The sequence below is a fragment of the Methylobacter psychrophilus genome (genome assembly GCF_025583945.1).
GTDB classification, from domain to species: domain Bacteria; phylum Pseudomonadota; class Gammaproteobacteria; order Methylococcales; family Methylomonadaceae; genus Methylobacter_C; species Methylobacter_C psychrophilus.
The window spans coordinates 11,955-37,339 of the sequence record NZ_JAOEGU010000011.1 but is presented as its reverse complement, the minus strand read 5'-3'; the positions used below and the strand labels follow the sequence as shown (position 1 = coordinate 37,339).

Annotated in this window: 26 protein-coding genes; 13 read left to right on the top strand and 13 right to left on the bottom strand. The window is 41.7% G+C overall.

Going from position 1 to position 25,385, the window contains the following annotated elements:
* The first annotated feature begins 236 nt into the window (after positions 1–236).
* Positions 237–1,409: a M20 aminoacylase family protein gene (locus N7974_RS07615; RefSeq protein ID WP_262965031.1), complete on the top strand. Its 1,173-nt coding sequence runs from the start codon at positions 237–239 to the stop codon at positions 1,407–1,409.
* 43 nt (positions 1,410–1,452) lie between these two features.
* On the opposite strand, the gene ribA is transcribed toward N7974_RS07615, so the two are convergent.
* On the bottom strand, positions 1,453–2,061 hold the full coding sequence (ribA, locus tag N7974_RS07610; RefSeq protein WP_262965030.1) for a GTP cyclohydrolase II: 609 nt from the start codon (positions 2,059–2,061) through the stop codon (positions 1,453–1,455).
* Positions 2,062–2,242: 181 nt separating this feature from the next.
* Here ribA and N7974_RS07605 point away from each other — a divergent pair, with 181 nt between their 5' ends.
* Positions 2,243–2,860 carry a class I SAM-dependent methyltransferase gene (locus tag N7974_RS07605; RefSeq protein ID WP_262965029.1) on the top strand — a complete coding sequence of 206 codons (618 nt, stop codon included), beginning with the start codon at positions 2,243–2,245 and terminating at the stop codon, positions 2,858–2,860.
* Positions 2,861–2,951: 91 nt separating this feature from the next.
* Here the strand turns inward: N7974_RS07605 and coaBC are convergent, their stop codons facing one another.
* The 4 genes from coaBC to rpmB form a co-directional block, all read right to left on the bottom strand.
* On the bottom strand, positions 2,952–4,166 hold the full coding sequence (gene coaBC, locus N7974_RS07600) for a bifunctional phosphopantothenoylcysteine decarboxylase/phosphopantothenate--cysteine ligase CoaBC (RefSeq protein WP_262965084.1): 1,215 nt from the start codon (positions 4,164–4,166) through the stop codon (positions 2,952–2,954).
* Between the two features lie 169 nt (positions 4,167–4,335).
* Positions 4,336–5,406 (bottom strand): asparaginase, encoded by a 1,071-nt coding sequence (locus N7974_RS07595; protein ID WP_262965028.1) that lies wholly within the window; start codon positions 5,404–5,406, stop codon positions 4,336–4,338.
* Between the two features lie 295 nt (positions 5,407–5,701).
* The gene (gene rpmG, locus N7974_RS07590) at positions 5,702–5,857 is read right to left on the bottom strand and encodes a 50S ribosomal protein L33 (RefSeq protein WP_243220174.1); all 156 of its coding nucleotides are present in this window, start codon (positions 5,855–5,857) and stop codon (positions 5,702–5,704) included.
* A 12-nt stretch (positions 5,858–5,869) separates the two neighbouring features.
* Entirely contained in the window at positions 5,870–6,106 is a 237-nt protein-coding gene (rpmB, locus tag N7974_RS07585; protein WP_243220176.1) for a 50S ribosomal protein L28, read from the bottom strand.
* A 130-nt stretch (positions 6,107–6,236) separates the two neighbouring features.
* Here rpmB and gshB point away from each other — a divergent pair, with 130 nt between their 5' ends.
* The 7 genes from gshB to N7974_RS07550 all read left to right on the top strand — a co-directional run bounded on the left by gshB (position 6,237) and on the right by N7974_RS07550 (position 12,019).
* Complete coding sequence (gshB, locus tag N7974_RS07580) at positions 6,237–7,184, top strand: glutathione synthase (protein WP_262965027.1); 948 nt, start codon at positions 6,237–6,239, stop codon at positions 7,182–7,184.
* A 1-nt stretch (position 7,185) separates the two neighbouring features.
* Positions 7,186–8,094: a TonB family protein gene (locus N7974_RS07575; protein WP_262965026.1), complete on the top strand. Its 909-nt coding sequence runs from the start codon at positions 7,186–7,188 to the stop codon at positions 8,092–8,094.
* Positions 8,095–8,135: 41 nt separating this feature from the next.
* Positions 8,136–8,699: a YqgE/AlgH family protein gene (locus N7974_RS07570; protein WP_262965025.1), complete on the top strand. Its 564-nt coding sequence runs from the start codon at positions 8,136–8,138 to the stop codon at positions 8,697–8,699.
* A gap of 99 nt (positions 8,700–8,798) precedes the next feature.
* Entirely contained in the window at positions 8,799–9,257 is a 459-nt protein-coding gene (gene ruvX / locus N7974_RS07565; RefSeq protein WP_243220182.1) for a Holliday junction resolvase RuvX, read from the top strand.
* Complete coding sequence (pyrR, locus tag N7974_RS07560; protein WP_262965024.1) at positions 9,258–9,761, top strand: bifunctional pyr operon transcriptional regulator/uracil phosphoribosyltransferase PyrR; 504 nt, start codon at positions 9,258–9,260, stop codon at positions 9,759–9,761.
* A 3-nt stretch (positions 9,762–9,764) separates the two neighbouring features.
* Positions 9,765–10,727: an aspartate carbamoyltransferase catalytic subunit gene (locus N7974_RS07555; RefSeq protein WP_243220184.1), complete on the top strand. Its 963-nt coding sequence runs from the start codon at positions 9,765–9,767 to the stop codon at positions 10,725–10,727.
* A complete protein-coding gene (locus N7974_RS07550; protein ID WP_262965023.1) occupies positions 10,727–12,019 on the top strand; it encodes a dihydroorotase in 1,293 nt (430 codons plus the stop codon). The genes N7974_RS07555 and N7974_RS07550 overlap by 1 nt, the downstream gene beginning before the upstream one ends.
* Positions 12,020–12,109: 90 nt before the next feature.
* Here the strand turns inward: N7974_RS07550 and asd are convergent, their stop codons facing one another.
* From asd to N7974_RS07510, 8 genes are all read right to left on the bottom strand, one after another.
* Entirely contained in the window at positions 12,110–12,970 is an 861-nt protein-coding gene (gene asd, locus N7974_RS07545; RefSeq protein ID WP_262965022.1) for an archaetidylserine decarboxylase, read from the bottom strand.
* A gap of 145 nt (positions 12,971–13,115) precedes the next feature.
* Entirely contained in the window at positions 13,116–13,505 is a 390-nt protein-coding gene (queF, locus tag N7974_RS07540; protein ID WP_262965021.1) for a preQ(1) synthase, read from the bottom strand.
* Between the two features lie 340 nt (positions 13,506–13,845).
* Positions 13,846–14,490 (bottom strand): response regulator, encoded by a 645-nt coding sequence (locus N7974_RS07535; protein WP_262965020.1) that lies wholly within the window; start codon positions 14,488–14,490, stop codon positions 13,846–13,848.
* Positions 14,491–14,669: 179 nt separating this feature from the next.
* Complete coding sequence (locus N7974_RS07530) at positions 14,670–15,434, bottom strand: hypothetical protein (protein WP_262965019.1); 765 nt, start codon at positions 15,432–15,434, stop codon at positions 14,670–14,672.
* Between the two features lie 402 nt (positions 15,435–15,836).
* Entirely contained in the window at positions 15,837–16,454 is a 618-nt protein-coding gene (locus tag N7974_RS07525; RefSeq protein ID WP_262965018.1) for a TIGR04282 family arsenosugar biosynthesis glycosyltransferase, read from the bottom strand.
* 2 nt (positions 16,455–16,456) lie between these two features.
* Positions 16,457–17,248 carry a sterol desaturase family protein gene (locus N7974_RS07520; protein ID WP_262965017.1) on the bottom strand — a complete coding sequence of 264 codons (792 nt, stop codon included), beginning with the start codon at positions 17,246–17,248 and terminating at the stop codon, positions 16,457–16,459.
* Between the two features lie 44 nt (positions 17,249–17,292).
* Entirely contained in the window at positions 17,293–18,027 is a 735-nt protein-coding gene (locus N7974_RS07515; protein WP_262965016.1) for a TIGR04283 family arsenosugar biosynthesis glycosyltransferase, read from the bottom strand.
* Positions 18,028–18,030: 3 nt separating this feature from the next.
* Positions 18,031–21,273: a DEAD/DEAH box helicase gene (locus N7974_RS07510; protein WP_262965015.1), complete on the bottom strand. Its 3,243-nt coding sequence runs from the start codon at positions 21,271–21,273 to the stop codon at positions 18,031–18,033.
* Between the two features lie 719 nt (positions 21,274–21,992).
* Here N7974_RS07510 and N7974_RS07505 point away from each other — a divergent pair.
* From N7974_RS07505 to thiS, 4 genes are all read left to right on the top strand, one after another.
* On the top strand, positions 21,993–22,202 hold the full coding sequence (locus N7974_RS07505) for a hypothetical protein (RefSeq protein ID WP_262965014.1): 210 nt from the start codon (positions 21,993–21,995) through the stop codon (positions 22,200–22,202).
* 527 nt (positions 22,203–22,729) lie between these two features.
* Complete coding sequence (locus N7974_RS07500) at positions 22,730–23,254, top strand: dihydrofolate reductase (protein ID WP_262965013.1); 525 nt, start codon at positions 22,730–22,732, stop codon at positions 23,252–23,254.
* A gap of 64 nt (positions 23,255–23,318) precedes the next feature.
* Positions 23,319–24,404: a 3-deoxy-7-phosphoheptulonate synthase AroG gene (gene aroG / locus N7974_RS07495; protein WP_262965012.1), complete on the top strand. Its 1,086-nt coding sequence runs from the start codon at positions 23,319–23,321 to the stop codon at positions 24,402–24,404.
* Positions 24,404–25,381: a sulfur carrier protein ThiS gene (gene thiS, locus N7974_RS07485; protein ID WP_317451592.1), complete on the top strand. Its 978-nt coding sequence runs from the start codon at positions 24,404–24,406 to the stop codon at positions 25,379–25,381. The genes aroG and thiS overlap by 1 nt, the downstream gene beginning before the upstream one ends.
* The last annotated feature ends 4 nt before the right edge of the window (positions 25,382–25,385 follow it).

Sequence of the window (25,385 nt, the reverse complement as noted above, 5' to 3'; positions counted from 1 at the left end):
TGTTTACTGTTATGAAGTATTCGCAGCCATCATACTCCTCACGCGCAATTAAAATTGTTTCATAGATCATATGTATCCTCAACAGTAATCTATTTTTTGAAACGACATTTCAAATACACTCATGTTATTAAAAAGATTTGTCCATAGTGGAGTAAACGTTGTTGTCATCCAAGGGTTTATTTAATGTCGCTTTGGTTGTAGCATGATCGCTTAATTAGATATAAACCGGTTTTGCCATGATACTTACCAATGAGTTACAGCAACTACATACCGACATGCGCCACTGGCGGCAACATCTGCACCAGTTTCCTGAAACCGCTTTTGAAGAAATCCAAACGGCAAAGTTTATCGCCGATAAATTGATCAGTTTTGGGCTGGACGTTCATCAGGGACTAGGCAAAACCGGTGTTATTGCCACGCTTTCAGCCGGAAGCAGTGACCAAAAAATAGCCTTACGTGCCGATATGGATGCTTTATTCATTCAGGAACAGAATAATTTTTCTTATAAGTCACACCACGAAGGTAAAATGCATGCCTGTGGCCATGATGGCCATTCGGCGATGTTGCTGGGCGCTGCCAGCTATTTATCTAAAAACCGACACTTCAACGGGACGGTGTATTTTATTTTTCAACCCGCTGAAGAAGGCCGTGCGGGTGCCAAACAAATGATCGATGACGGTTTATTTGAAAAATTTCCGGCCGATTGTGTTTTTGGTATGCACAATTTTCCGGATATTCCACCAGGCCATTTTGCCGTTAAAGCAGGTGCCATGATGGCCTCGTTTGATTGTTTTGAAATCACCATTACCGGACAGGCAACCCATGCAGCGATGCCGCATTTAGGCAACGATGCCATTGTTGTAGCTGCCCAGCTAATCAATGCCCTGCAAACCATCGTTAGCAGAACCATAAATCCTGCGGATCCTGCGGTAGTCAGTATCACCCAGATTCATGCCGGAAATACCTGGAATGCGATACCGGAATCAGTGCTGTTAAGGGGTACTTTCAGATGTTTTAGTAATACTGTCAAAACACGTATTGCCGATAAAATCACGCAATTGGTTAAGGGCATTTGCGCGGGGTTTGAGGTTAGTGCCGATGTCCGTTTTAATCCGGAAAATGCAGGTTATCCGGTCACCTTTAATACCGAAGCTGAAACGGCTATCGCATTAAAAGCCGCTATTGCCATTGCCGGCGAAGACTGCGTTGATAAACAACCGATACCCAGCATGGGTTCAGAAGACTTTGCTTTTATGCTACAAAAAAAACCAGGCTGTTATATCTGGATAGGTAACGGTTCTTCTGAAAACAGCTGTTTACTGCATAATCCACACTATGATTTTAACGACGAGATTTTGTCCGTCGGTGCGGCTTATTGGGTCAAACTGGTTGAGCTGAAGCTGGTATAAAGACAATCAGACCCAATAGTAGGGCAACCGTAAGGGTTTGCCCTTACTGTTTTTTGGGCTCGAACAGCATATGTGCCATTTTTTTCGCTTTGGTTTTTAAATAACCGACATTGTCATCATGTGCTACCGACTCCAACGGAATGCGACCTGACACATTAATAGCCAGTTTTTTCATCGCGTCTATTTTTTCCGGGTTGTTGGTCATCAATTTTATTGATTTTATCTGTAACTTTTCCAACATTAATGCAGCAATGCTATATTCTCTCTCATCGGCAAGATGCCCCAAATGAATATTGGCATCAACGGTATCCATACCGTTATCCTGTAAATTATAAGCCTGTAATTTTTTCAACAAGCCGATGCCACGTCCTTCCTGACGTAGATAAATCAATACTCCAAAACCCATTTCATCAATAAGCTGCATGGCCATTGCCAGTTGTTCTCCGCAATCGCAACGCCGGGAACCCAGAACATCACCGGTAAAACACTCGGAGTGAATACGCACCGGTACATTTTCACAGTTAGCAACGTCACCTTTAACCAGCGCCATATGCTCTTTTTTATCAATCGTATTACTGTAGAAATGCAGAACAAACTCGCCATGCTCGGTCGGGAGTCGTGTCTGTACCAAATCTTTTATTTGTGCTTTCACTGCTATAAATTATCCAAAAATACATCATTTCTTGTTCTCAAATACCTGCTTGAGAATACATTCCACTTCCGACAGCGCTGTCAGAATAATCCCTATTTTACATGACAAAAAAAAATAGTGTTGTTGAAGCTTAAGTTAGCGCTGTAATATTCGATAACTTAATTTACAAGTTAACCTCATTATGAAATCAGACAGCACGATAATCAAAAAACGCTACGATCGAATAGCACCTTATTTTGAAGGCCTGGAAGCCGTAATGGAAGGCTTGTTTTTTAAAAACTGGCGTAAAAAACTATGGGCGAAAGTTGACGGTCATCATATTCTTGAAGTCGGTGTTGGCACCGGAAAAAACTTTGATTATTATCCTGCTGATGCACAAATAACTGCCATTGATTTTAGCCCCGAAATGCTCAGGCAAGCTATTAATAAAAAGGTCAGAAAAACGGTTTGTGTTGAACTTAATCTGATGGATGTGCAGTCTTTAGACTTTGCCGATAACAGTTTTGATACTATCATCGGCTCCTTTGTTTTTTGTTCAGTACCATTACCCATTAAAGGCTTAAAAGAGCTGTACCGTGTTTGCAAGCCGGGCGGTCAGGTTTTATTACTGGAGCATGTGTTAAGTTCAAAACCTGTGCTTGCAAAGATAATGAACTTTATCAATCCGGTAATTGTTGCACTGGTCGGAGCCAACATTAACAGGAACACCGTTAAAAATGTCAAAGCCTGTGGTTTTGCACTCGTTCGTGTTGACGAACGTAGCAGTGACATGATTAAACTGATTGAGGCGAGAAAATAAGCGTTTTATAGGTAAAGCTTATTCACCACGAAGACACGAAGGGTACGAAGTTTTATTTCTTTTTTCTTCGTGTCTTCGTGGTAAAAATTCTTTAAGATTTTATAAAAAAGCGTTCGGCAATCAAGCTGATTAACTGTTCTGCCAGACGGGTCTTATCGGTCATCGCCAAGGTTTTCTCGCCGCTTTCCCAGAAAACATGCAAGGCATTTTGTTCACTATCAAAACCACCCTGCTCTCGCCCCACCCAGTTTGCCGCAATCATATCCAGTTTTTTTCGTACCAACTTGTCACGCGCGTAAGTTTCAAGATTATGTGTTTCAGCAGCAAAACCCACGGTAAACGGACGCTTATCGAGTTTTGCGACGTCGGCTAGTATGTCTTTGGTTTTTTGCAGGATGATAGTGGTTTGCTCTTCCTGCTTTTTTATTTTTTCAGACTGCATAATGGCAGGACTGTAATCAGCCACCGCCGCTGCGCCGATGTAAATAGTATGGCCTGAAGCTCTGGACATAACGGCCTCGTACATTTGTGCGGCCGTTTCTACTGGCACTAATTCACAATTTGCAGGCGCGGTCAACGCCACCGGACCGCTAACCAGCGTTACCTCTGCACCGGCTTTTAAAGCGGCATTTGCCAACGCGTAACCCATTTTCCCGGAACTGCGATTGGTAAGGTAACGCACAGGATCTAAAGGTTCGCGGGTGGGACCGGTACTGATTAACACTTTCAGGCCTTGGAGGCATTGCACGGGTGACGAACTCTGATTTTCTGGCGCATCAGTCAGATAGTTGCAAATAGCAACCGGCTCGGACATTCGACCATAGCCGGTTTCACCACAGGCCTGATCGCCTTGTTCAGGCCCGATAATTTTAACGCCATGATGCTGGAGTTTTTCAATATTCTCCTGTGTAACAGTCTTGTTCCACATTGCCTGATTCATGGCCGGCGCGACATAAACCGGACACGTTGCCGCCAGATACAGCGTTGACAGTAAATCATCAGCCAAGCCATGAGTCAATTTTGCAATCAAATTGGCGGTTGCCGGTGCAATAATCAACAAATCAGCCCAACGCGCCAAACTGATATGCCCCATCGCATTTTCTGCATCGGCATCAAGCAGTTCACTATGCACCGGATTACCGGAAAGTGCCTGAAAAGTTAACGGAGCGATAAACTGCATGGCCGACTTTGTCATTACCACCCGCACTTCAGCGCCCTGTTTTCTGAGCAACCTGACTAATTCAGCGGCCTTGTAAGCCGCAATGCCGCCGCTAACGCCTAATAAAATATGCTTGTTAATGAGTATTGCCTGAAAATGCCTATAAAAGTCTATTATGGCAAGGACTGTTAAATTCTTCCATGCCTAAATGTTAACTAAAGTCTTGCAGGCCGAAATAAATCCGTTTGAGTGCCAGCGAAAAGTGACGTTTCCGGTACTCTACAATGTTTTAACAATCACTAAAGAGACTGCCTGTTCAAACATGCTCCCCGGCAGTATCTTCATCAATAAACATCATTATTTGCTGCTCATCGGTAAAATTTCCATAAGCCAGCATCAATTTTACGTAGGCGGCTTCAATAGACATATTCCAGATCATTTCAGTACCCTGCTCTATTAACGCTCTGGTGCTTTGATAAGCATCAGCTGATTTAATCGCCGGTGCCAGATAAACCTTAATTTTTTGTTCCCGGCAGCGCTTTATAAACTCAAGTAACGAATAATTCTCGCCCCATTGCATTGAGGCACACGCGGTACCGGAATGATATAAGTCATGCAAAACTGCATCGACATTTTCAAGGTTAAAATAACGGTAATTCAATCCTGGATAAGGTTTTATCATTAAAATCCGCTCAGAAAAACACGCTTTTAGCTGAGGATTTTTTGTTGGTGTCATTTCTCCCAGCGAAGCCTCGTCCTCTAAAAAAGGGCTATCCGAACCAGATATTAATTTTGCCGCCGGATTCAACTGCGAAAATATCCGGTTTTCATAGCGCATAAAACTTTTGCCCTGAACACTAAAAAAATCGCCACTTAATTGTAACGAACAGGTGAGGCGAGAGCCTTTATGGACTTGAAGTGCCTGCTGTTGATTACGATAAGGAACAAAAACACCAGCCTGGATTTTTTGCCGTATAAACTCAACGGCGCACATAAAATTCCCCAAGCCGTTTGCTTTTGGATTATCCAGCGGATAATCGCTGGAAACCAGGAGCAGGGGTATTTTTATGGCATTAAAATAAAAGCTTAAAGCCGCTGCTGTATAAGCTAACGTATCAGTACCATGAGTAATAATAATACCGTCATAGTGATCTGGTTGCTGCGCTTCAATAGCAGTAATCAGTGTTTTCCAGACACAAGGCACAAGATTCTCGCTTAAAAGCTGTAAGGGCTCAATTGTGCTGAAATGGATTTGTTGAGGATTTTTACTGTGCTGTTCAAACAGATCAATCAATTTAAACTTTGCCGTATCCGCAATATTGATGGTTCCTGCAAACGCAGATGAACCAATAGTCCCGCCGGTAAATACAACCAGAATGTTTTTCATGGTATGGTGATCAGGTATGTGTTCTACAATAATTAGCGAATTTTACCCGAGATTGAGCTATTCAACGCCAAAAAATTCTATCGGCCAGCAGTGTGGCAAAGGAAAGAGTGGTGACTTTTGTAGTGCCAAACAAGATTATTCAGAAGTGGGTAGTTACTGTGTTTGTGCTTTGTAACGAAGGCGGTGCTTTTAAATCGTGGGGGATTGATTTTAATGATTGGACTGTTTAAAAGGCCAGATAACCAAAGCGAACACTCACTGTGGCTATCTGAAGCACTTTAAGAAACTCAATTAATTACTTAATCTTAGCTTCTTTATAAATAACATGCTTGCGAGCAAATGGATCAAATTTTTTGATTTCCATTTTTTCAGGCATTGTACGTTTGTTTTTTGTAGTGGTATAAAAGTGGCCAGTACCTTCGGTAGAAATCAGCTTAATTTTATCGCGCATTTTATTGTCTCCTTAAACTTTTGTGCCGTTTTTACGCAAATCCGCCAATACAGCGTCGATGCCGTTTTTATCAATGATGCGCATTGCTTTTGTAGAAATTCTAAGACGCACCCAACGATTTTCACTTTCTACCCAAAATCTGTGATGTTGCAGATTTGGAAGAAAACGTCTTTTGGTTCTGTTGTTTGCGTGTGATACGTTGTTACCTGTAACGGGTTTTTTACCTGTTACTTGACATACTCTAGACATAATTAACCTCTTGGGGTGCCTAAATTAAAAAGTTAGCCGATCTTTATACCAAAAAATCTTTTCAAGGTAAATAACAATCTATAAAATATACGTAATACCTTTCTTATCCATTAATTAAAACGGGACAATAATGCCTATTAAACTCGGTATGGTCATGGACTCAATTGACCATATCAACATTAAAAAAGACACCAGCTTTGCCATGTTACTTGAGGCTCAGGCCAGAGGTTGGGAGCTGCATTATATGGAGCTTAACGATCTGTTTCTAAGAAACGGCAGGGCCTATGCCAGAACCCGAACGTTGACAGTTGAGCGCAATGCCCAACAATGCTATCAGTTTATTGCCGAGCAAGATATTCCGCTGGATCAACTCAATGTCATTATGATGCGTAAGGATCCGCCCTTTGACCAGGAATATATTTATGCCACTTACCTGCTTGAACGCGCCGAAAGCATGGGCGTTTATGTCGTCAATAAACCGCAATCATTGCGCGATGCCAATGAAAAACTGTTTACCGCATGGTTTCCGCAGTGCTGCGCAGAAACATTGGTTGCCAGAGAACCTGCCAGAATAAGGAATTTCTTGCTTGAACAAGGGGAAATTATTTTAAAGCCACTGGATGGAATGGGCGGAACCTCCATTTTTCATTTACGCCAAAACGATCCTAATCTTAGCGTCATTCTGGAAACAATGACCCAGTATAATAGTCGCTATGTGATGGCTCAAAAATATATACCGGAAATCAAAGATGGTGATAAACGTATTTTAATGATCAACGGTGAAGCTGTCCCCTATTCGTTGGCACGTATTCCTGCCGAAGGTGAATCTCGTGGTAATCTGGCTGCCGGAGGCCGTGCAGAAGGCCGGGAATTAACAGAACAAGACTGGTGGATTACAAAACAGGTAGGGCCTACGCTACGTGAAAAAGGCCTGATTTTTGTTGGCTTGGATGTTATAGGTGATAAATTGACCGAAATTAATGTTACCAGCCCTACTTGCGCTCAAGAACTGGATCAGCAATTTGGACTGAATATAGCGGGTCAATTAATGGATCATATTGAAAGCAATATTCAATAATATGAAAAATACGGCGATATTCGCTCCTTTGACTATCCGACCCAATAACAATAATTCATTATTGATTGCTTTGTCTGTCGCGATTATTGTTCATCTTATTTTGGTACTGGGAATGAATTTCACCACACCCGAACCTGATAAAATTAATAAATCGATAGATATTACGTTAATTAATGCCCCTGTAAAAAATGTTCCCAAAAAGACCGATTTTTTAGCCGAGGAAAATCAGTTGGGTGCAGGTGAAGAAATTAAAAAGCCTGAACCGCCGGCACAAAAACTCCCCAGCCAGGAAAATAGCACTGTAAAACAAATCGAAAAGGTAGCCCCCAAAGAGGCCAAGCCAAAAGAGGTTAAGCCCAAAGAAAGCAAACCAAAAGTAGTACAAAAAATAATTACCCAGCACAAGGCTGAAAAAAAGGTTATCACCGCCAATAAAGCTGAAGTAGCCAGTCAGCCTAAAAAACCGCCACAATTGACCGCAGAATCATTACGTCAACAAATTGCACAATTAGGTACTGAAATCAGGCAAAGCAAGCCAAGTGCAGACGAACCTAAAATAAAATTTGTTAATTCGGTTAGTACCCATAAATTTGTTGCGGCACAATACTTAAAAGACTGGGAAAGTAAAGTCGAGCGTATGGGAAATCTCAATTATCCGGAAGCGGCAAGCAAAAAAAACTTCTCGGGAACACTAACCATGGATGTTGGGATTAAGGCTGATGGCAGTATCTATAGTATTCGCATAAACAAATCTTCGGGAAACCCTGCATTGGATGAAGCTGCTATAAAAATTGTCCGTATGAGTGCGCCATTTCCACCATTACCTTTGGATTTGCGCAAAGAACTTGATGTTATGGTAATTACCCGTGTCTGGAAATTCTCCGATGAATCAGGCCTGGTTACACAATAAAACAGTTGATTAAGTCACCATAACCTTTGATACTAAGAACCATGAACCAAGCTACTTACTTAAATAACCAGTTTATTATCGCCATGCCTAATTTGGCTGATCCTGCTTTTTTTCATACGGTTACCTATTTGTGCCAACACAATGCCGAAGGCGCTTTAGGAATCGTTATTAACAGGCCGGCAGAAATGAAGCTGGGCGAGATTTTTAAGCAAATGAACATAACTGTTACTTCACCTGTCGCCTCGGAAGTTGTTGTTTTTATCGGTGGACCGGTACATCAAGAACGTGGCTTTGTATTACACACGACGGGGGGAAACTGGGATGCATCGATGGCTGTTTCAGAATCAATTTCCTTAACGACATCACGCGATGTCATTGAAGCGATTGCCGAGGGTAAAGGCCCCAAACACTATCTCGTTGCTTTAGGCTATGCAGGCTGGGGCGAAGGTCAACTGGAACAGGAGATGTTGGCAAATGCCTGGCTAAATACGCCTAACAGCCAGGATATTCTATTTGATACGCCAATCAATGCACGCTGGCAAGCGGCCGCCAAACAAATAGGTATTGATATTAACCAATTAACTACACCGGCAGGACATGGTTGACTTGGCGATATTCAAATAAATATCTCCTTATGAACTTGCCCTTACTACCGGCATGATCGGTAATTTTCCATCTTGACCTCTGTTGAAAAAATCCAAGCTATGCAAGATCCATTACTATCAAAAATCAACGTCGACACTTATCTATGTTTTGATTTTGGCTATAAAAAAATTGGCACGGCTGTCGGTCAAACGATTACCGCCACAGCAAGTCCGTTGCAAACTATTCGCTCTATCAATCAAAGTCCGGATTGGGAAATCATCAGCAAGCTTATCAAGGAGTGGCAACCTGCCGGTTTGGTAGTTGGTATTTCGAGACAAGCTGATGGCTCGGATAACCCGGTTACACAGCGGATGCTAAAATTTTGCCGTCAACTGGAAGGACGCTATCAGCTACCGGTTTATCAACAGGACGAAACGTTATCAACATTTGAAGCCAAACAAATGCTCTTTGATGAGCTCAATGTTAATGCCGGCAAACTATGGGAAGTACAAGATCAACTGGCAGCCCAGCTTATTTTGCAGTCTTGGTTAAATGACTATATAAAAAAGGATTATTAAGTGCTAGAAATACACGATTTACTCAATAAACTGGAAATCGAGCTAAAACGTATCATTATTGAAAGACAATTATCTAACCCGCTGATGATAGGTATTCGCACCGGTGGCGTATGGATAGCCGAGCAAATGCACCAACGACTTAATATCACTGAACCTTTGGGATTACTGGATATTTCTTTTTATCGTGATGATTTTTCACAAATTGGTGTTAACCCCAATGTAAAACCCAGCCAGTTACCTCCGCATATTGAAGGTCGTGATATCATCCTGATAGATGATGTTTTTTACACTGGCAGAACAATTCGCGCCGCCTTAAATGAAATTTTTGATTATGGCCGGCCAAATCAAGTAGTTTTGGCTGTATTAATAACGCGTGATGGCCGACAAATCCCTTTGTGCCCTGATTGCGTAGGAGCAAATATCACCCTCAATGTTAATCAACGCATAAAATTAACCGGCCCTGAGCATCTGGCTATTGAGTTACAAACCATAGAGGCAGCATAAGCGATGACTGACAACCTCCAGCTAAATTCGGAAGGCAAACTTAAGCATTTTTTGACTATTGATGGGCTGGAAAAAAGCTTGTTAACAGAAATTTTGGACATAGCAGAGTCTTTTGTCGGCATCAATGATCATAAGATTAAAAAAGTGCCGCTATTACGTGGCAAAACCATCGTTAACTTGTTTTTTGAAAACAGCACGCGTACACGAACAACCTTTGAGCTGGCGGCCAATCGTTTGTCTGCCGATGTATTAAGTATGAGTATTTCGACCTCATCCACGTCCAAGGGTGAAAGCCTGCTCGACACCATACGCAATCTGGAAGCCATGTTTGTCGATATGTTTGTAGTTCGTCACGCAATCAGCGGAGCTGCACACTTTATCGCCCAGCATACAGCGCCACATATCAGTGTTATTAATGCCGGTGACGGACAGCATGCGCATCCTACTCAAGCTATGCTGGATATGTTTACCATTCGGCAGATAAAAAAAGATTTTTCAAATCTGCGCGTGGCTATTATTGGCGACATACTGCATTCCAGGGTTGCCAGGTCACAGATTCAGGCATTAAATACTTTGGGAGTCGCTGAAGTACGAGTCATTGCCCCCAAGACTCTGCTACCGGCACATGTTGAAAGCCTGGGCGTGAACGTTTCACATAACTTAACTGCCGGACTTAAAGATATTGATGTCATCATCATGTTGCGCTTACAAAAAGAGCGTATGACTTCGGCATTATTACCCAGTGAAAGCGAATATTTTAAATGTTTCGGACTGACTGAAGATAAATTAAAAATCGCCAAACCTGATGCCATCGTCATGCACCCCGGCCCCATTAATCGGGGCGTGGAAATTGAATCAAAAGTCGCAGATGGTCCGCAGTCAGTAATACTCAAACAGGTTAGTAATGGCATCGCCATCCGTATGGCCATAATGGCTATGACTATGCAAAAACAGGGCGTCATGTGATGAGTCAAATACATATTAAACAAGGATGCATTATTGATCCTGTCAACAACATCAGCCGTATTGGCTGTGTTTATATTGCTGATGGTAAAATCGTTTCTGTAACCAACGAGCCCGAAGGTTTTAAGCCTGACACTATTATCGATGCCCATAATCAAATAGTCTGTCCGGGTTTTATAGACTTAAGTGCCCGTTTGCGTGAGCCGGGACAAAGCCGCAAAGCAACCTTCAAAAGTGAAACAACTGCCGCTGCAAACGCTGGCGTTACTACGATGTGTTTACAGCCGGATACCAGACCCGTTATTGATACACCGGCTGTTGCCGAGCTGATCAAGGAGTTGGCGGAAAAGGCCGACTATCCACAGGTTTATCCGATTGCGGCGCTGACCCGAAAACTGGAAGGCACAGAATTAAGCTCCATGTTATCGCTCAAACAGGCTGGCTGTATCGCAGTCGGCAATGCCAGTCAGTCAGTAAAAAATTTACTGATATTAAGGCGAGCAATGGAATATGCGGCCAGTCATGATCTGTTGGTCATGTTCAGACCTAATGATTTTTGGCTGGGTAATAACGGTTGTGCTCATGAAGGTGCGGTGGCAACACGCTATGGCTTACCCGGTATTCCGGAAGAAGCGGAAACAATAGCCTTGGCGCAATGTCTGGAATTAGTAGAGCTAACCGGCTGCCGCGTACATTTTGGTCAGCTGAGCTGTAAACGATCAGTGATTAAAATTTATCAGGCAAAAAAATATGGCCTGAACGTGAGTGCTGATGTTGCCATACATCAACTGCACTTAACCGAAAATGACATCATTCCTTTTGATAGCAACTATCATGTACTGCCACCTTTACGTACTGAAGTAGACAAGCAATATTTAAGAGGCGGCTTGGCTAGCGGTACCATTAACAGCATTTGTTCCGACCACCAACCCCATGATATTGATGCCAAGCTGGGTGCATTTCCAGAAACAGAACCCGGTGTTTCATCACTGGAAACACTGTTGCCGTTAATGCTCAAATTAGTCTCTGAACACATCATAACCCTGGAGCAAGGCATAGCCTCACTGAGCGAAAATCCGGCTCGAGTCCTACGTATTAAAAGCGGAGCCTTAACGGTTGGCTTCGCAGCCGATGTGTGTATTTTTGACCCTGAATTAGAGTGGCAGGTTAATTCAGATAATTGGAAAAGTCGGGGCGTTAATACACCCTTTTGGGGACAGATGCTAAAAGGTCGGGTTACCCATACCTTACAGGCAGGGAGAGTGATTCATTGTTTGGAAAAAAGCAAGAGATAAGTCAGTGCCGCTGGCTCAGATAAGGATATACCCAGGAATGAAAATACCCGAATGAATTCGGGCATTTTCATCGCAGGAAATCGGCTTTAATCAAGTCAGAATTTTACCAATCTGCTCGCCTAATTTAACCGCTTTTTCAGCAGTTAAGGCGCTATCCCATTGTGCTTTATCTTTGCCAAATAAAACAATAATGGTTGAACCCATATTAAAGCGGCCCATTTCTTCACCAATTTTTAATGTAGGTGCATTCTCCTGATACTGCCAACTTTGTACGGTGCTGATGTTCGGTGGCGTGACAACGCCATGCCAGACCGTTTCAATACTGGATACAAATATGGCGCCGACCAGCACTAAAGCCATTGGGCCGACATCGGTATCAAATAGGGCGACAACGCGCTCATTTCTGGCAAATAATCCGGGGACAGAATTTGTGGTAGCCGTATTTACACTAAATAATCGACCGGGAATATGCACCATTTCTCTTAACGTACCGGTTAAAGGCATATGCAGGCGATGATAATCTTTAGGTGAAAGATAAATAGTGGTAAACACGCCATTATTAAATGGTTCGGCACGCTCAACACTGCCACCTAGCAAGTCGGTCGCCGTATAGCTTTTACCTTTAGCCTGAAATATTTTACCGTTAGTGATATTACCAGCTTGACTGACCACGCCATCAGCAGGACTGGCGATGGCATTTCGCTCATTGGTTAACGGTCTGACATCGGGATTAAGTTCACGAGTAAAAAAGTGATTAAAGCTTTTAAAGGCATTGATGTCTTGTTCAACTGCCTCACTCATATTGACCCCGTAATGCCTGATAATCTGCTTGATAAACAGATTCTTCCAGACCTTATTTTCGCAATGAGTCAGTTTACTCATCATTCTTGACAAAGCATGATGCGGTAAAATGTATTGGGGTAAGGTGGTTAACGCTTCTTTAATAGTCATGAATAGGCAATTGCTTGTAAGTCGGGTTGGCAGCGTAAATCGACAACTGTAGCCAGATGTCGGATTACGCTATCGCTAACCCGACCTACACAGCTGTCAATGCAGTCGTAACCCGAATTTGGCTTAAAAAGTAAAGAAAGAAGAATTAAGGTAAATTAACTAATTCCGGCGCTTCCCAGTCACTGTTTCTGTGCTCGACAACAACAGAAGTATAGATACCCCCACGTACGTTAAATTCAGCACGAATACGCATAAAATTAGGCGCGATCGCCTTAACGATATCGTTGAGAATCTCATTGGTAACCGCCTCATGAAATGCGCCTTGATCACGAAATGACCACATGTATAGTTTAAGTCCTTTTAATTCAACACAAAGTGCAGCAGGTACATATTCAATTTGGATGGTTGCAAAATCGGGCTGGCCCGTCTTTGGACAAAGACAAGTGAATTCGGGAATATCAATACGTATTGTATAATCGCGGTCAGGTTGTGGGTTATCGAAAGTTTCGAGGTCTTTAGTAGGTTGTGTGGTCATGGTACTTATTGGCTATATTAAGGTAATTATCAAAATTCTGGTTATAGAAAAGGCTTTAGCAGCGGTTATCGCAACTAAAGCCTTTCTTACAAGATTAACATATACTCCGCACGATCATGTTTACGGAGTTTATGATCGAGTTATTTTATTCGAGAGCAAGGTGAAAAAACAGGCGCATAGCTAGCTATGTAACTGTTTTTGCAACGTAGCTATCGGATAAAATGGCCGATCAGAAAGCCGAAAATATCGACCGTGCGAAGTATATTGCCAGAGTCTGAGTAATTACAGGTTAGATAAGCGCCTATATTACCAGTTTTAATAGCGTAATTAAAAATCGATGCTAAATAAAAGCGGCATCAATGTGACCAAATTTAATAGCCAGTCGGGTTAATTGAACGTCATTTTTTATGTTAAGTTTATCGTAAAGACGATAGCGATAGGTATTGACTGTTTTATCGCTCAATATCAACATTTTAGACATTTCTTTAATCGATTTTCCCTGCAGAATTAAAGTTACAACTTCAGACTCTCTCCGGGAAAGTTTTGAAAATGGTGAATCATGATAGTCAGGCAAATCTTGATTAGCCAAATGACTGCCAGTATTTACGTTCAAATTGTACCCTCCTGTCATTACCCCATGAATAGCATTAATAATCTCGTCAACCGGCGATTCTTTAGAAATAAAACCCAAGACACCCAGTTTAAATAATTCAGGTGGGACAGGACTGGCATCGCTTATAGATAAGGTAATAATTTTTACTTCAGGGTTATCTTGCAGAATTCTACGACAGGTTTCTATACTGCCGATACCCGGTATATTGACAGCCATCAACAGAACATCTACTGACAGAGTTGTCATTGCATCAATCGCTTCTTCACCAGAAGATGCCACCCCTACAACGGTAATATCCGGGGTAGTATTAAGCAATGCTTCAATACCGGCACGGATAATTTCATTATTATCAACAAGCAGGACACTTATCATAATTATCTGTTTATTAATTAGTTAGTTATAAAATAATGTATAAGATATTGTTGTGGCATCAATTCTTGTAACAATATCAATATACAATTTGTTTGATTCATTTTAATACTATCATGTCATTTTTTAGCTCCTGTGCCTGCTTGCGATAGGCATACTCATGTTTTTGATATCTACAATGCCTACCCCGAAGGTTCATTAAGAAATTTTCGATAATTAATGGAAACCTTCAGGCCTGCAAAACGGCCACTCATTCGAACAAGATCTTGCGTCTTCTTGTCAAAGGTAAGCTTTACCTCACTTAATGCACGATCCTCATAGCCTTTTTCTATATGATGCGTTTCCAATAGAAAATGGTACATATAGACTTCTATATCGCCCTCATCCGTTATTTCCATTGGCTCACCTAATTGGGCAAGCACCGCCGGCTTCTTGGGCAAATCTTCAGTAATTTTGTCTATCAGCTGACTATTGGCCCGTAATTGTTGTTTTTCTGTATCAATTTCGGCACCGCCGATTGAACGCAAAGAAACTTCTAAAAATTTTGCCGGAGCAATTTGTAAAAATAACGATGAAAACGACCAGCCAATTATCTTTTCTTCTTTATTAAAATTTAAATCAAAATAAAACTTTACCTCTGGAGCAATTACTTTATTGTTGACATCAACCTTGCGAAACCAGTATCGCCAACGTCTGCCTTCCAAAGTAGGGTCATCTTCACTGGCATACAACCTGGATAAAGAAACAAAATCTTTGCTAAAGAGAATGGGATCTTTAAATTTCAGGGTAAACTCATCAGTAGTAACAATAGTAAAATGACGATCAAATTCATCCATCTGCAAATAGGTCTGGTAAGCTCTTATCCAGTAAATACAACCAGATAAAGAACATGCCATCGTCAGCAAACAGAGGATGCGAAAAAAGTGCTTAATTGTTGCTGCTTTCATCTTGTGCCTTAGCTATTATTAATTTTGCAAACATTACTGTTTCCAAATAAGAGCTGGCTATTTTACATCCTCATATACTATTTACTTACCTACTATGCTTTTCCCGTCTATCAATTGTTAATTTAATAATTAATTGATGTACTTGAAGGATAGATAAAAAAAATCATTCATACAATTAGTAGAAATACCTATAGGGAACAATTCATTTATATAAATGCTGCTTAATGGGTAAATTCTTAATAATTTTTTAATGATTATTACTGGTATTTCTAGGCTTAAATCAGGAGCAGCAAGCTGGTTAAAGGAGGTTTTTGCTATTTTGGATTGATACTGTGACAGTATTAAATATCCTGAATTATTAACTGATGTTAATCCGTGTTTATTACACAAGAGTTTGATCAGTTAAGTGCCCCTATATCTTGCCAGATCTTTCGGCGTATCCACATCCCACTGTTGTTTAAGCAGATGACAACCAAGATTATTTTGTTGGATTCGGGTGTAGGTGCGCTCAAACACTAACGCAGTTCCCCATGGCATATGATTAAAGAGCTCATAATGTGGCTGATTAAGACCGATTAACACATAACCACCATCTTCTGCCGGCCCCAACACACAACACTGCGGCTGATTTAAGGCGGTTAATGTCTCTTCCAGATCCTGCTCTGTTAATGAAGGGCAATCGCAGCCAATGAGCAATGCACGCGAGTAACTGTCAAGCCCCAGACAGAAAGCGTTATGCATGCGCTCGCCTAAATCCAGCCCTTGTTGTTGCTGAAGTATGACCGGATAGGCTTGTGCTAACGCAGTAAAAAAAGCATGGTCAGTTGACGGCATACACCAGAGTTGAACAGGACATAAACTATTCTGTGTCACCCATTGCAGCGTCCTTTCAGTCAACTCAATATGTATCTGCCTGGCCTGTTCGGGAGTTAATTGAGTTAATAAACGGGTCTTAACCTCACCGGCAATAGGTGCTTTACAAAAAACCATTAAAACGGCATCAGGGTATTGATAAGTCATCTTCACCGTCGCCGCAGCTTTTTAAAAGGCAGCAGCAATAGTGCCGTAAGGCCTAATTCACGTTGCTCGCGTAAAGTATCCAGACCAATAGCCATGGTTGTTTGAGACTGCTGGGGTTCGGCCACATAGGTTTTACAAAGCTTGTCCCAGCAGGATAGGGAAAAACCGTAATTACTGTCAATTTCCATCGGCAAAATTGAATGATGAATCCGGTGCATATCCGGCGTAACAATCAACCAGCGTAATTTGTTATCAATCCACAAAGGAATATTAATATTGCTGTGATTAAAAGTCGCCGCACCATTGAGAATAATCTCAAAAACGATAACTGCCCAGGGATTTGCACCTATCAAATAAATACACAGTACTTTGTAAATCATCGAAATCATGATTTCCAACGGGTGAAAACGCAGCGCTGTGGTGGCATCAAATTCCAAATCGGTATGATGCACTTGATGCAAATACCAAAGCGGCGACCATTTGTGCGAAACAACATGTTGGCCGTAAACAGCAAAATCAAGAAACAACAAAGTGACAATAATTGAGAGCCATTCAGGGACTGCCAGCCAGTGTAAAATCCCCCAATTATTGTCTGCTACTGCGACAGCACTTAAATAAGCAATACTACCAACTGTTAAGCGCATAACCAGCATATTAAAAACAGCGAGCCCCAGATTAACCGGCCAGCGTTGTTTACGGCTAATAGTTTGCGCTCTTCTGGGGCTGAAATATTCCCAGCCAATCATGATGAAAAAAATACCTAGCGAGGCGCTTAGTCGAATGATGGTTTCCATAAGAATCCTCTGAGGGAAATTTAAGATGGGTCTGTGTGCTGATTTTAATCGTTTATCGACGGATAAATCCGTTTCCACAAAGCACTTAATTTATATTGGGTAAATATGCTATTTGCATAAAGAAAAGCTAATTTTTTAGGGTCTGTTCCAAAAAAATAACGCAAACGTAAACTCCACATCAATAGTATGATTCTGTAAATACCGTTATGCTCCCAGCGCCGACCGGAACTGATAACTTTATTTTTCAGGCAAACGGGCCTGCTGATTTTTTTTAGCGCTTTACAAAGAGCAATGTCTTCCATCAAGCTAATTTCAGGATACTGACCTACAGCCTGAAATGCCAGGTGCGTAACAAAAATCACCTGATCACCCGTTGCAATGCCGGTTAATCGCGAACGCCAGCTCATCATTTGTGCGATAACTTTTAACATGTAAGAGTTACCGCTTAATTGAATATCAAAACGTCCCCATTGGCTGGTAGTGTTGATTTTTTGCTGAATCAGTTGCAAGGCATTTTCAGGCAGGCAGGTATCGGCATGCAGAAATATCAATATATCTCCCGTTGCATAACTGGCACCGTTATTCATTTGTTTGGCGCGTCCTTTTACAGACGTGATCACTTTATCGGCTAAAGGCAAAGCAAGACTCTGGGTATTATCGATACTGTCGCCATCAGCAATGATAATCTCACAGTCATTCCTTAACGGTTGCAATGCCAATAAACAGGACTGAATGCTTTTCTCTTCATTCAGGGTTGGAATAATAATAGAGAATTTCATTGCTTATAACGGTTCAAACAATGCAGCAAGATCGTCGGCAGTCAGTTTTAATGAATCTTCCTTCGCACCGCCTTTATAAATACTTTCAGCTAGTGCGCGCTTTCTTTCCTGCATGGCAATAATTTTTTCTTCAACCGTGTTTTCAGTAATCAATTTATAAACAAAAACCGGTTTATCTTGGCCTATCCGATGAGCCCGATCTGCAGCCTGACTTTCTGCCGCAGGATTCCACCAGGGATCATAAATAATAACGGTATCCGCTTCGGTTAAATTTAAACCGACTCCGCCCGCTTTCAGGCTAATGAGAAAAACATCCACTTTACCGCTTTTAAATAATTCGATCGCTTCATCGCGCTTGCGGGTTTGTCCGGTCAGTTTACTATAAGCTATTTTTCGGACATTCAACTCTTGTTCAATCAAGGCAATCATGCGGGTAAACTGTGAAAAAACCAGAATTCGCCGGCCTTCTTCCAGCTGTTCCGGCAATAGCTCCATTAATAGATCAAGCTTGGCTGATTCTTTTACTTTTTGCGCTTCTTTTAGCAATAAGGTGCGTGGATCACAACAAGTCTGGCGCAGCTTTAACAAGGCATCCAAAATAGTGATATGGCTGCGTGACAAGCCTTTTTCGGCAATCGCCTCACGAACTTTTTTCTCCATGGTTAGCCGGATGCTTTCATACAAAGCAGCCTGTTTGGGATAAAGTGGCACCGAACGAATAATTTCGGTCTTAGCCGGTAGCTCACTGGCTACTTCTTGTTTGGTTCGACGTAACATAAAGGGCGCAATACGACGAGAAAGGCGCAATCTTTGCTCGCCATCACCATAAACTTCAATAGGGGTTCGGTAGCGTTTTTTGAAAGCAACGTTATTACCCAAAAAACCGGGCATCAAAAAATCAAATTGCGCCCAAAGTTCGCCCAAATGGTTTTCCATAGGCGTTCCCGTTAAACACAAACGATGATTGGTTTTAATCTGGCGTACCAATTGAGCGGCTAAAGAAACAGGATTTTTAATGGTTTGAGCTTCATCAAGAACCAAATAATGATAGTGATGCTTAAGCAGTATTTCATCATCTCTGGTCAACAGTGGATAAGTGGTCAGCACCAGATCATAGTCATTGATTTTATCGAACAAGTGTTTTCGCTCTGCACCCTGTAAAGTTAATATTTTCAGGTCAGGTGTAAAGCGTTCTGTTTCGCGTCGCCAGTTACTCATCAAACTGGTAGGAGCAATAATCAAACAAGGCAAAGTCATCCGGCCGCTTTGTTTTTCCAGCAACAGATGGGCGAGTGTTTGAATGGTTTTACCTAAACCCATGTCATCAGCAAGAATTCCGGAAAATTTATATTCACGTAAAAATTGTAGCCAATTAAGGCCTGCTTGCTGGTAATGGCGCAATTCTGCCTGAAAATTGACGGGTAATACAACGTCTTGAATACCGGTAAAGTTTTTTAATTTCCCCCCCAACTCTCTCAGTTCTTTACCACCGGTTAACGAAAACAGGCCATAACTGCTCTCCTCCATATCAGCAAGACTGGCCGCATTAAATCGGGATACTTTAAGTGAACCATCATTTTGCAGAGTACCCGTATTAAATAACTCAAATAAAACCGCCAGTATGGGCTTTATTTTATCGCTGGAAACCGTTAGATATTGATGATTCCCTAACGACAAGTTAAGTATGTCAGGTAGATTTTCCGGATCGTAGTTCTCCAACACCGGCATAATCAAGGGTAATAAGGGATAGGCTTGATTATCAATTTCTACATTAAAATGCATTTCAAACCAGTCATTTTGACTTTCGCTAATCTCGGCATCCCAATTTTGGGCGCTTTGGAAACTCAGTTTGAAGCTATCGTCAACCTCGATAATCCAGCCTTGCTGTTCAAGTTCGGGAAGCGTCTTTTGAATAAAATCTCGCCAGCATGATGCATTATCACTCAGTGCTATTGCCCCAGCCGATAAAACCAGTTCACCCTGACCGGTTTTATCGGCTGGGGCAATGATAAAACCTTTGGCTAAAAGCTGCTTTATTGCCTGACATTCAACTTCCGCCGACCGTTTAATTCGCACAAAGCCCTTACCGGTTTTTACAACGCTATAGTCTTCAGCGTTGGCCGCAGGAAGCTGGCAGTCTCCGTAATTAAAACTCACCGCCATAAAATGGCCATAATGCCGGGCATCGACTTGCTGACCGTATAACAATAATCGCGGGACAGGCACCAGCTCATCGCTATTGGTTAATTCAATTTTTTTCGGTGCCGGTAACGGTATGTGCGGATGTTCAATGGTCAATTTAAAACTGAATTCATCGGCATATTCAGCAGGAATAACCGGGACAGACAAGATTTTATTTAATTGATCAGCCGTTGGCGTGGTTGCATTAAACCCACCTATAGTACCCTGAACAATATCCAGATATTGAGGCGGATCAGTCAACAACAACATTGCCACTGGCTCAATTTCAACCGAAAGCTGGTAATTTCCCGTATCCTGCTGCTGCCAACCAAAGCGTAAATCACGGTTAGCACCGGCTTTTAAAGCCGGATTCTCGGCGCTTTTCCAGAACAATCGACCCGTTTGCAATAATTTTGACAAGGCCAGGTAACCGACAGCACCGGCAAGCAATGGCTCGCCTTTATAAGTATTAAGTGCCGTCATTAATCTCGCAACCTCCTCGTCCAGTGGTTGAATATAACTAAGATATGAAAAACTGTAACGAAGATTGGCCAAGGTCGTTTTTCGCGCTTTACCAAGACGACCCGATTTATTTGCTTTGGTTATCAGAAAATCGATAGTAAATTCATGGCTTGTCTTGCCAGGTTTAAGAATGTAGGCAACAAATTCTTGGTAAATATTATGTAGCTGAGGCGTGGACTCGTCCAGACTGTCCAGCCAGACCAGACAGCTGTTGTCTGTAACCGTCAAGGTTTGATTGGCATTTTGATACAACAGGCAGGCAGCGGCAACGTGCTTACAGTTATGGCCCACCGGGCAGGAGCAATCACCCTTGATTTTAGCGGCACTATAATCCGGACGCCAGACTATACGAATATTTTGCTGATACGGGTAAACATGGCTACCTTTAACTGATGAGTCAAGTTGCGTAAAAAGAGCACCTTCATTGATTGTCACCAACTTAATAACCAAACCTTTATCATAATAGCTTCTTCCCTGCTCATAGGAATGCTCACCGCATTCATAACGTATATCAGAACGGAGGAGCTTTTTAGGTTTATTCATCAGGGTAACAAGTAGAGTTGCAAAACAAGCGGTTATTGTACAACAACTGCTGACAAATAAGCCCTGTCTGACCCTATAACAATATAAAAACCGGGCATTTATTTTAATGAAATTACTTAAGGTCTTGTCATGTAATTGGCCTTAATAATAGCCAACTTTTTAGGCTAAAACACCATGACTCCCCATCTCTTAACCCAGAAAAAATATAAACGCTGATGATTGCCGTTAATTCTGCTTCAGGTAATTAAACCTGACTAGCGCTTACTGGGCAAGACTACGCCGTAAAACCAAAAAATGACGGTGGCATGAAAAATTGCTGTAAGCCATTAATAACTTTATTATAAGTACGGTAATTATCGCTTATTTAAGCAAACTATTTTCAGATAATACTACCTTAAACAATCTACCTAAATAACTAAAAATGGTTGCTGTACTACAGCATCTATAATTACGTACCAACGAAATTTATACCTATTATTAACAATGACTTAAATAATAAATGACTCCAACTATGCTTATAAAAAAATCTGATCACACATTATTTAATACGGCTCCAGTAATTTTTTTATTTAAATTTTTTGACACGACAGGTTATCTCATGATAAAAATTACCCCGTCGTAAAAAGTTAATTCGACAGATAATTCGAAAATTTGATTTTTGAATTACCCCCTCGTGAGGAGAGGGCATAATAAATATTATAACTATAGAGGATTTCAAAATGGCTGAAGTAGAAGAAAAAGATAACACATGGATAATCGTTGGCGCTTGCATAGCGGGCATTATTCTTTTGGTTGTTATGTTAAAACAAGACGAAACAAAGCATTTACAAAGCGGCGCAGTTGCCGAACAACAAAAAGAAACATTCTCTAAAATTGAGAAAAGACATACATCAAATAACAGCTCTGCTGAATCAATTTCAGGCAAGTAAAAGCATTATCTCCCCCGTCTTTTAGATTTCTGACGGGGGAGTATTTTTTGTATCGATTATCTATTTTTCAACGCCTGGTCAATAATAAAAACTGACCATACAGAACAATACCAGGCGATTGTTAAATTGATACTCACCCTTCTGAAATCAGTCCATTAACGTACATTTCTTATAAATAAGCAGACAGCTTGTTAGTAAAACAAGTTCTACTGACTATTTTATTTAGCCTTACCGGATTTTATTAAATAAGCACTCGCTTAATCAGGCTATTCCTAAACGCTTAAAAATCCACTGATGGCCTCTGCCTTAACCGACTCCGGTTACAATATCTTTAATAAAAGAACAAAGATCACACAGCATTGACTGATAGTTTTACCTTCGCATGACAATCTATTGGACAAACAGCTAATTCCCTGCATAATTTTCTTCCTAAAATCCCAACCAGCATCTGTGAAAACAAAGCTATGGTAATATAGCCAAAAATATAAGTCTGTCGTTAAAACATATCAAAATATCCCTTTTACAAAATGAAAATATCACTTATTGTCGCGATGGCGAGTAATCGGGTCATTGGCCTGAATAATAAAATGCCCTGGCATTTATCAGCTGATCTTAAGAAATTTAAAAAAATTACTATGGGCTCGCCTATTTTAATGGGCAGAAAAACGTATGAATCTATAGGCAGACCGTTACCTGGTCGCACTAATATTATTATCAGTAGAAACCTCGACTATCAACAGAATGGCTGTGTGGTTTTTAATGATCTTAAAACAGCACTTGAAAAAGCGTGTGAAAACACTGAAGAAATTTTTATTATTGGCGGCGCTGATCTTTATCAATCGATATTGCCTATAGCCGATACGATTTACCTTACCCTAATAAACCAGGAGTTTCAGGGTGATACATTTTTCCCTGAAATTAAATTAACTGACTGGTCTGAGGTAGAGAGGGAAGATATTACCGATGACTCTGATGCTGCTTTTAATTACAGTTTTTTAAAACTTGAAAAAACAATCCCGGTCACCTACCAGCAAAAACTCACAAGAAGATGATGAAACCAGTTAGAATGGTGGAATTTAACAATCATTTTGTGAAAGCAACAGCTTGGTAGCTATCATGCAAACTAAATATAATACGGACGACTTGAGAATTTGTGGCATTAAAGAAGTCATTCCACCGGCTCAGGTTCACGATGAAATACCTATCAGTGAAACGGCGGCAGAAACAACTCTTCAGGCAAGGGCAGAAATTCATAAAATATTAACAGGACAGGATGACAGACTACTGGTTGTCGTAGGTCCTTGCTCTATTCATGATCCAAAAGCCGCTTTAGAATATGCCGGACGTTTGAAGGCCATCAAAGATGAGTTAAAAGACGATTTGCTGATTGTTATGCGTGTTTACTTTGAGAAACCTCGCACGACCGTAGGCTGGAAAGGTTTGATTAATGATCCGGATCTTGATTCCAGCTTCAATATCAATAAAGGTTTGCGCGTAGCCAGGCAGTTATTGATGGATATAAATACAATCGGCGTACCTGCCGCCACTGAATACCTGGATTTAATTACTCCACAATACATTTCCGACTTGATTGCCTGGGGAGCGATTGGTGCCAGAACGACAGAAAGTCAGGGCCATCGTGAATTGGCGTCTGGCGTATCGTGTCCCATCGGCTTTAAAAACTCTACGGATGGTACGATTAAAATTGCCATCGATGCAATAAGAGCCGCCATGAGTCCACACCATTTTTTATCGCTGACTAAAGCAGGACACTCTGCCATTTTCTCAACAACCGGTAATGAAGATGTGCATATCATTTTAAGAGGTGGCAATGGCCGCCCCAACTATGATGCAGTCAGTGTCGAACAAGTTGCTGAAGGTCTGGTAAAGGCTGATTTAAAAGCCAATATCATGATTGATTTCAGTCATGCCAACAGCTTAAAACAATGCCAACGACAACTGATTGTCGGCAATGATGTTTGCGGACAAATAGCGCTTGGTGATGAAAGAGTTATGGGCGTGATGATAGAAAGTCATCTTAATGCCGGCAACCAGGAGGTCATTGAAGGCCAGCCACTAAATTATGGGCAAAGTATTACGGATGGCTGTTTGTCATGGGAAGACACTGCTCCACTGCTGCGTAATCTGGCCATGGCCGTGCAAAAACGCAGACAGGTAAATAGCCAACAGGACTTAAGCTGATGATAATTGTTGTTAACGGCGAAACCCGTGAATATACCGAACAAACCAGTGTTGCCGATGTCATCGCCAGCATGGGCTTAACCGGCAAAAAAATCGCTATTGAATTGAACAAGGAAATCTTGCCCTTTCAGCAATATGACACCCATTTATTACAGGCGGAAGATCGCCTGGAAATTGTACATGCCATTGGTGGTGGTCAGGAAGATTCATTCATACTTGCCGGTGTCACTTATCATTCACGACTACTGGTCGGTACGGGTAAATACAAAGATATGGAAGAAACCCGACTGGCTATTGAAGCCAGTGGTGCCCAAATTGTGACTGTTGCCATTCGGCGCACCAATATTGGCCAGACCCCCGGGGAACCCAATTTACTGGATGTTATTTCACCCGACAAATACACCATTCTGCCCAATACCGCAGGTTGTTATACAGTCGAAGATGCCGTAAGAACCTGCCGTTTGGGCCGGGAATTACTCGGTGGACACAATCTGGTTAAACTGGAAGTATTAGCTGACCAAAAAACATTGTTTCCTAACGTTGCTGAAACCTATCTGGCCGCCGAATTATTGGTTAAAGATGGCTTTGATGTCATGGTTTACACCAATGATGATCCGATTGCCGCAAAAAGACTGGAAGATATCGGTTGCATAGCGGTTATGCCTTTGGCTGCACCCATTGGCTCAGGTTTGGGTATTCGTAATCCTTATAATATCTTGACCATTATTGAAAATGCCAAGGTACCCATTTTGGTGGATGCAGGTGTTGGTACTGCCTCGGATGCTGCCATTGCAATGGAGTTGGGCTGTGCTGGCGTACTGATGAACACGGCCATTGCTGAAGCCAAAAACCCGATACTCATGGCTTCTGCGATGCGTAAAGGCATTGAAGCAGGCCGGGAAGCTTATTTGGCCGGTCGTATGGCCAGAAAACGTTTTGCTTCTGCCTCATCACCCATAGACGGGCTATTCTTTTAATAAT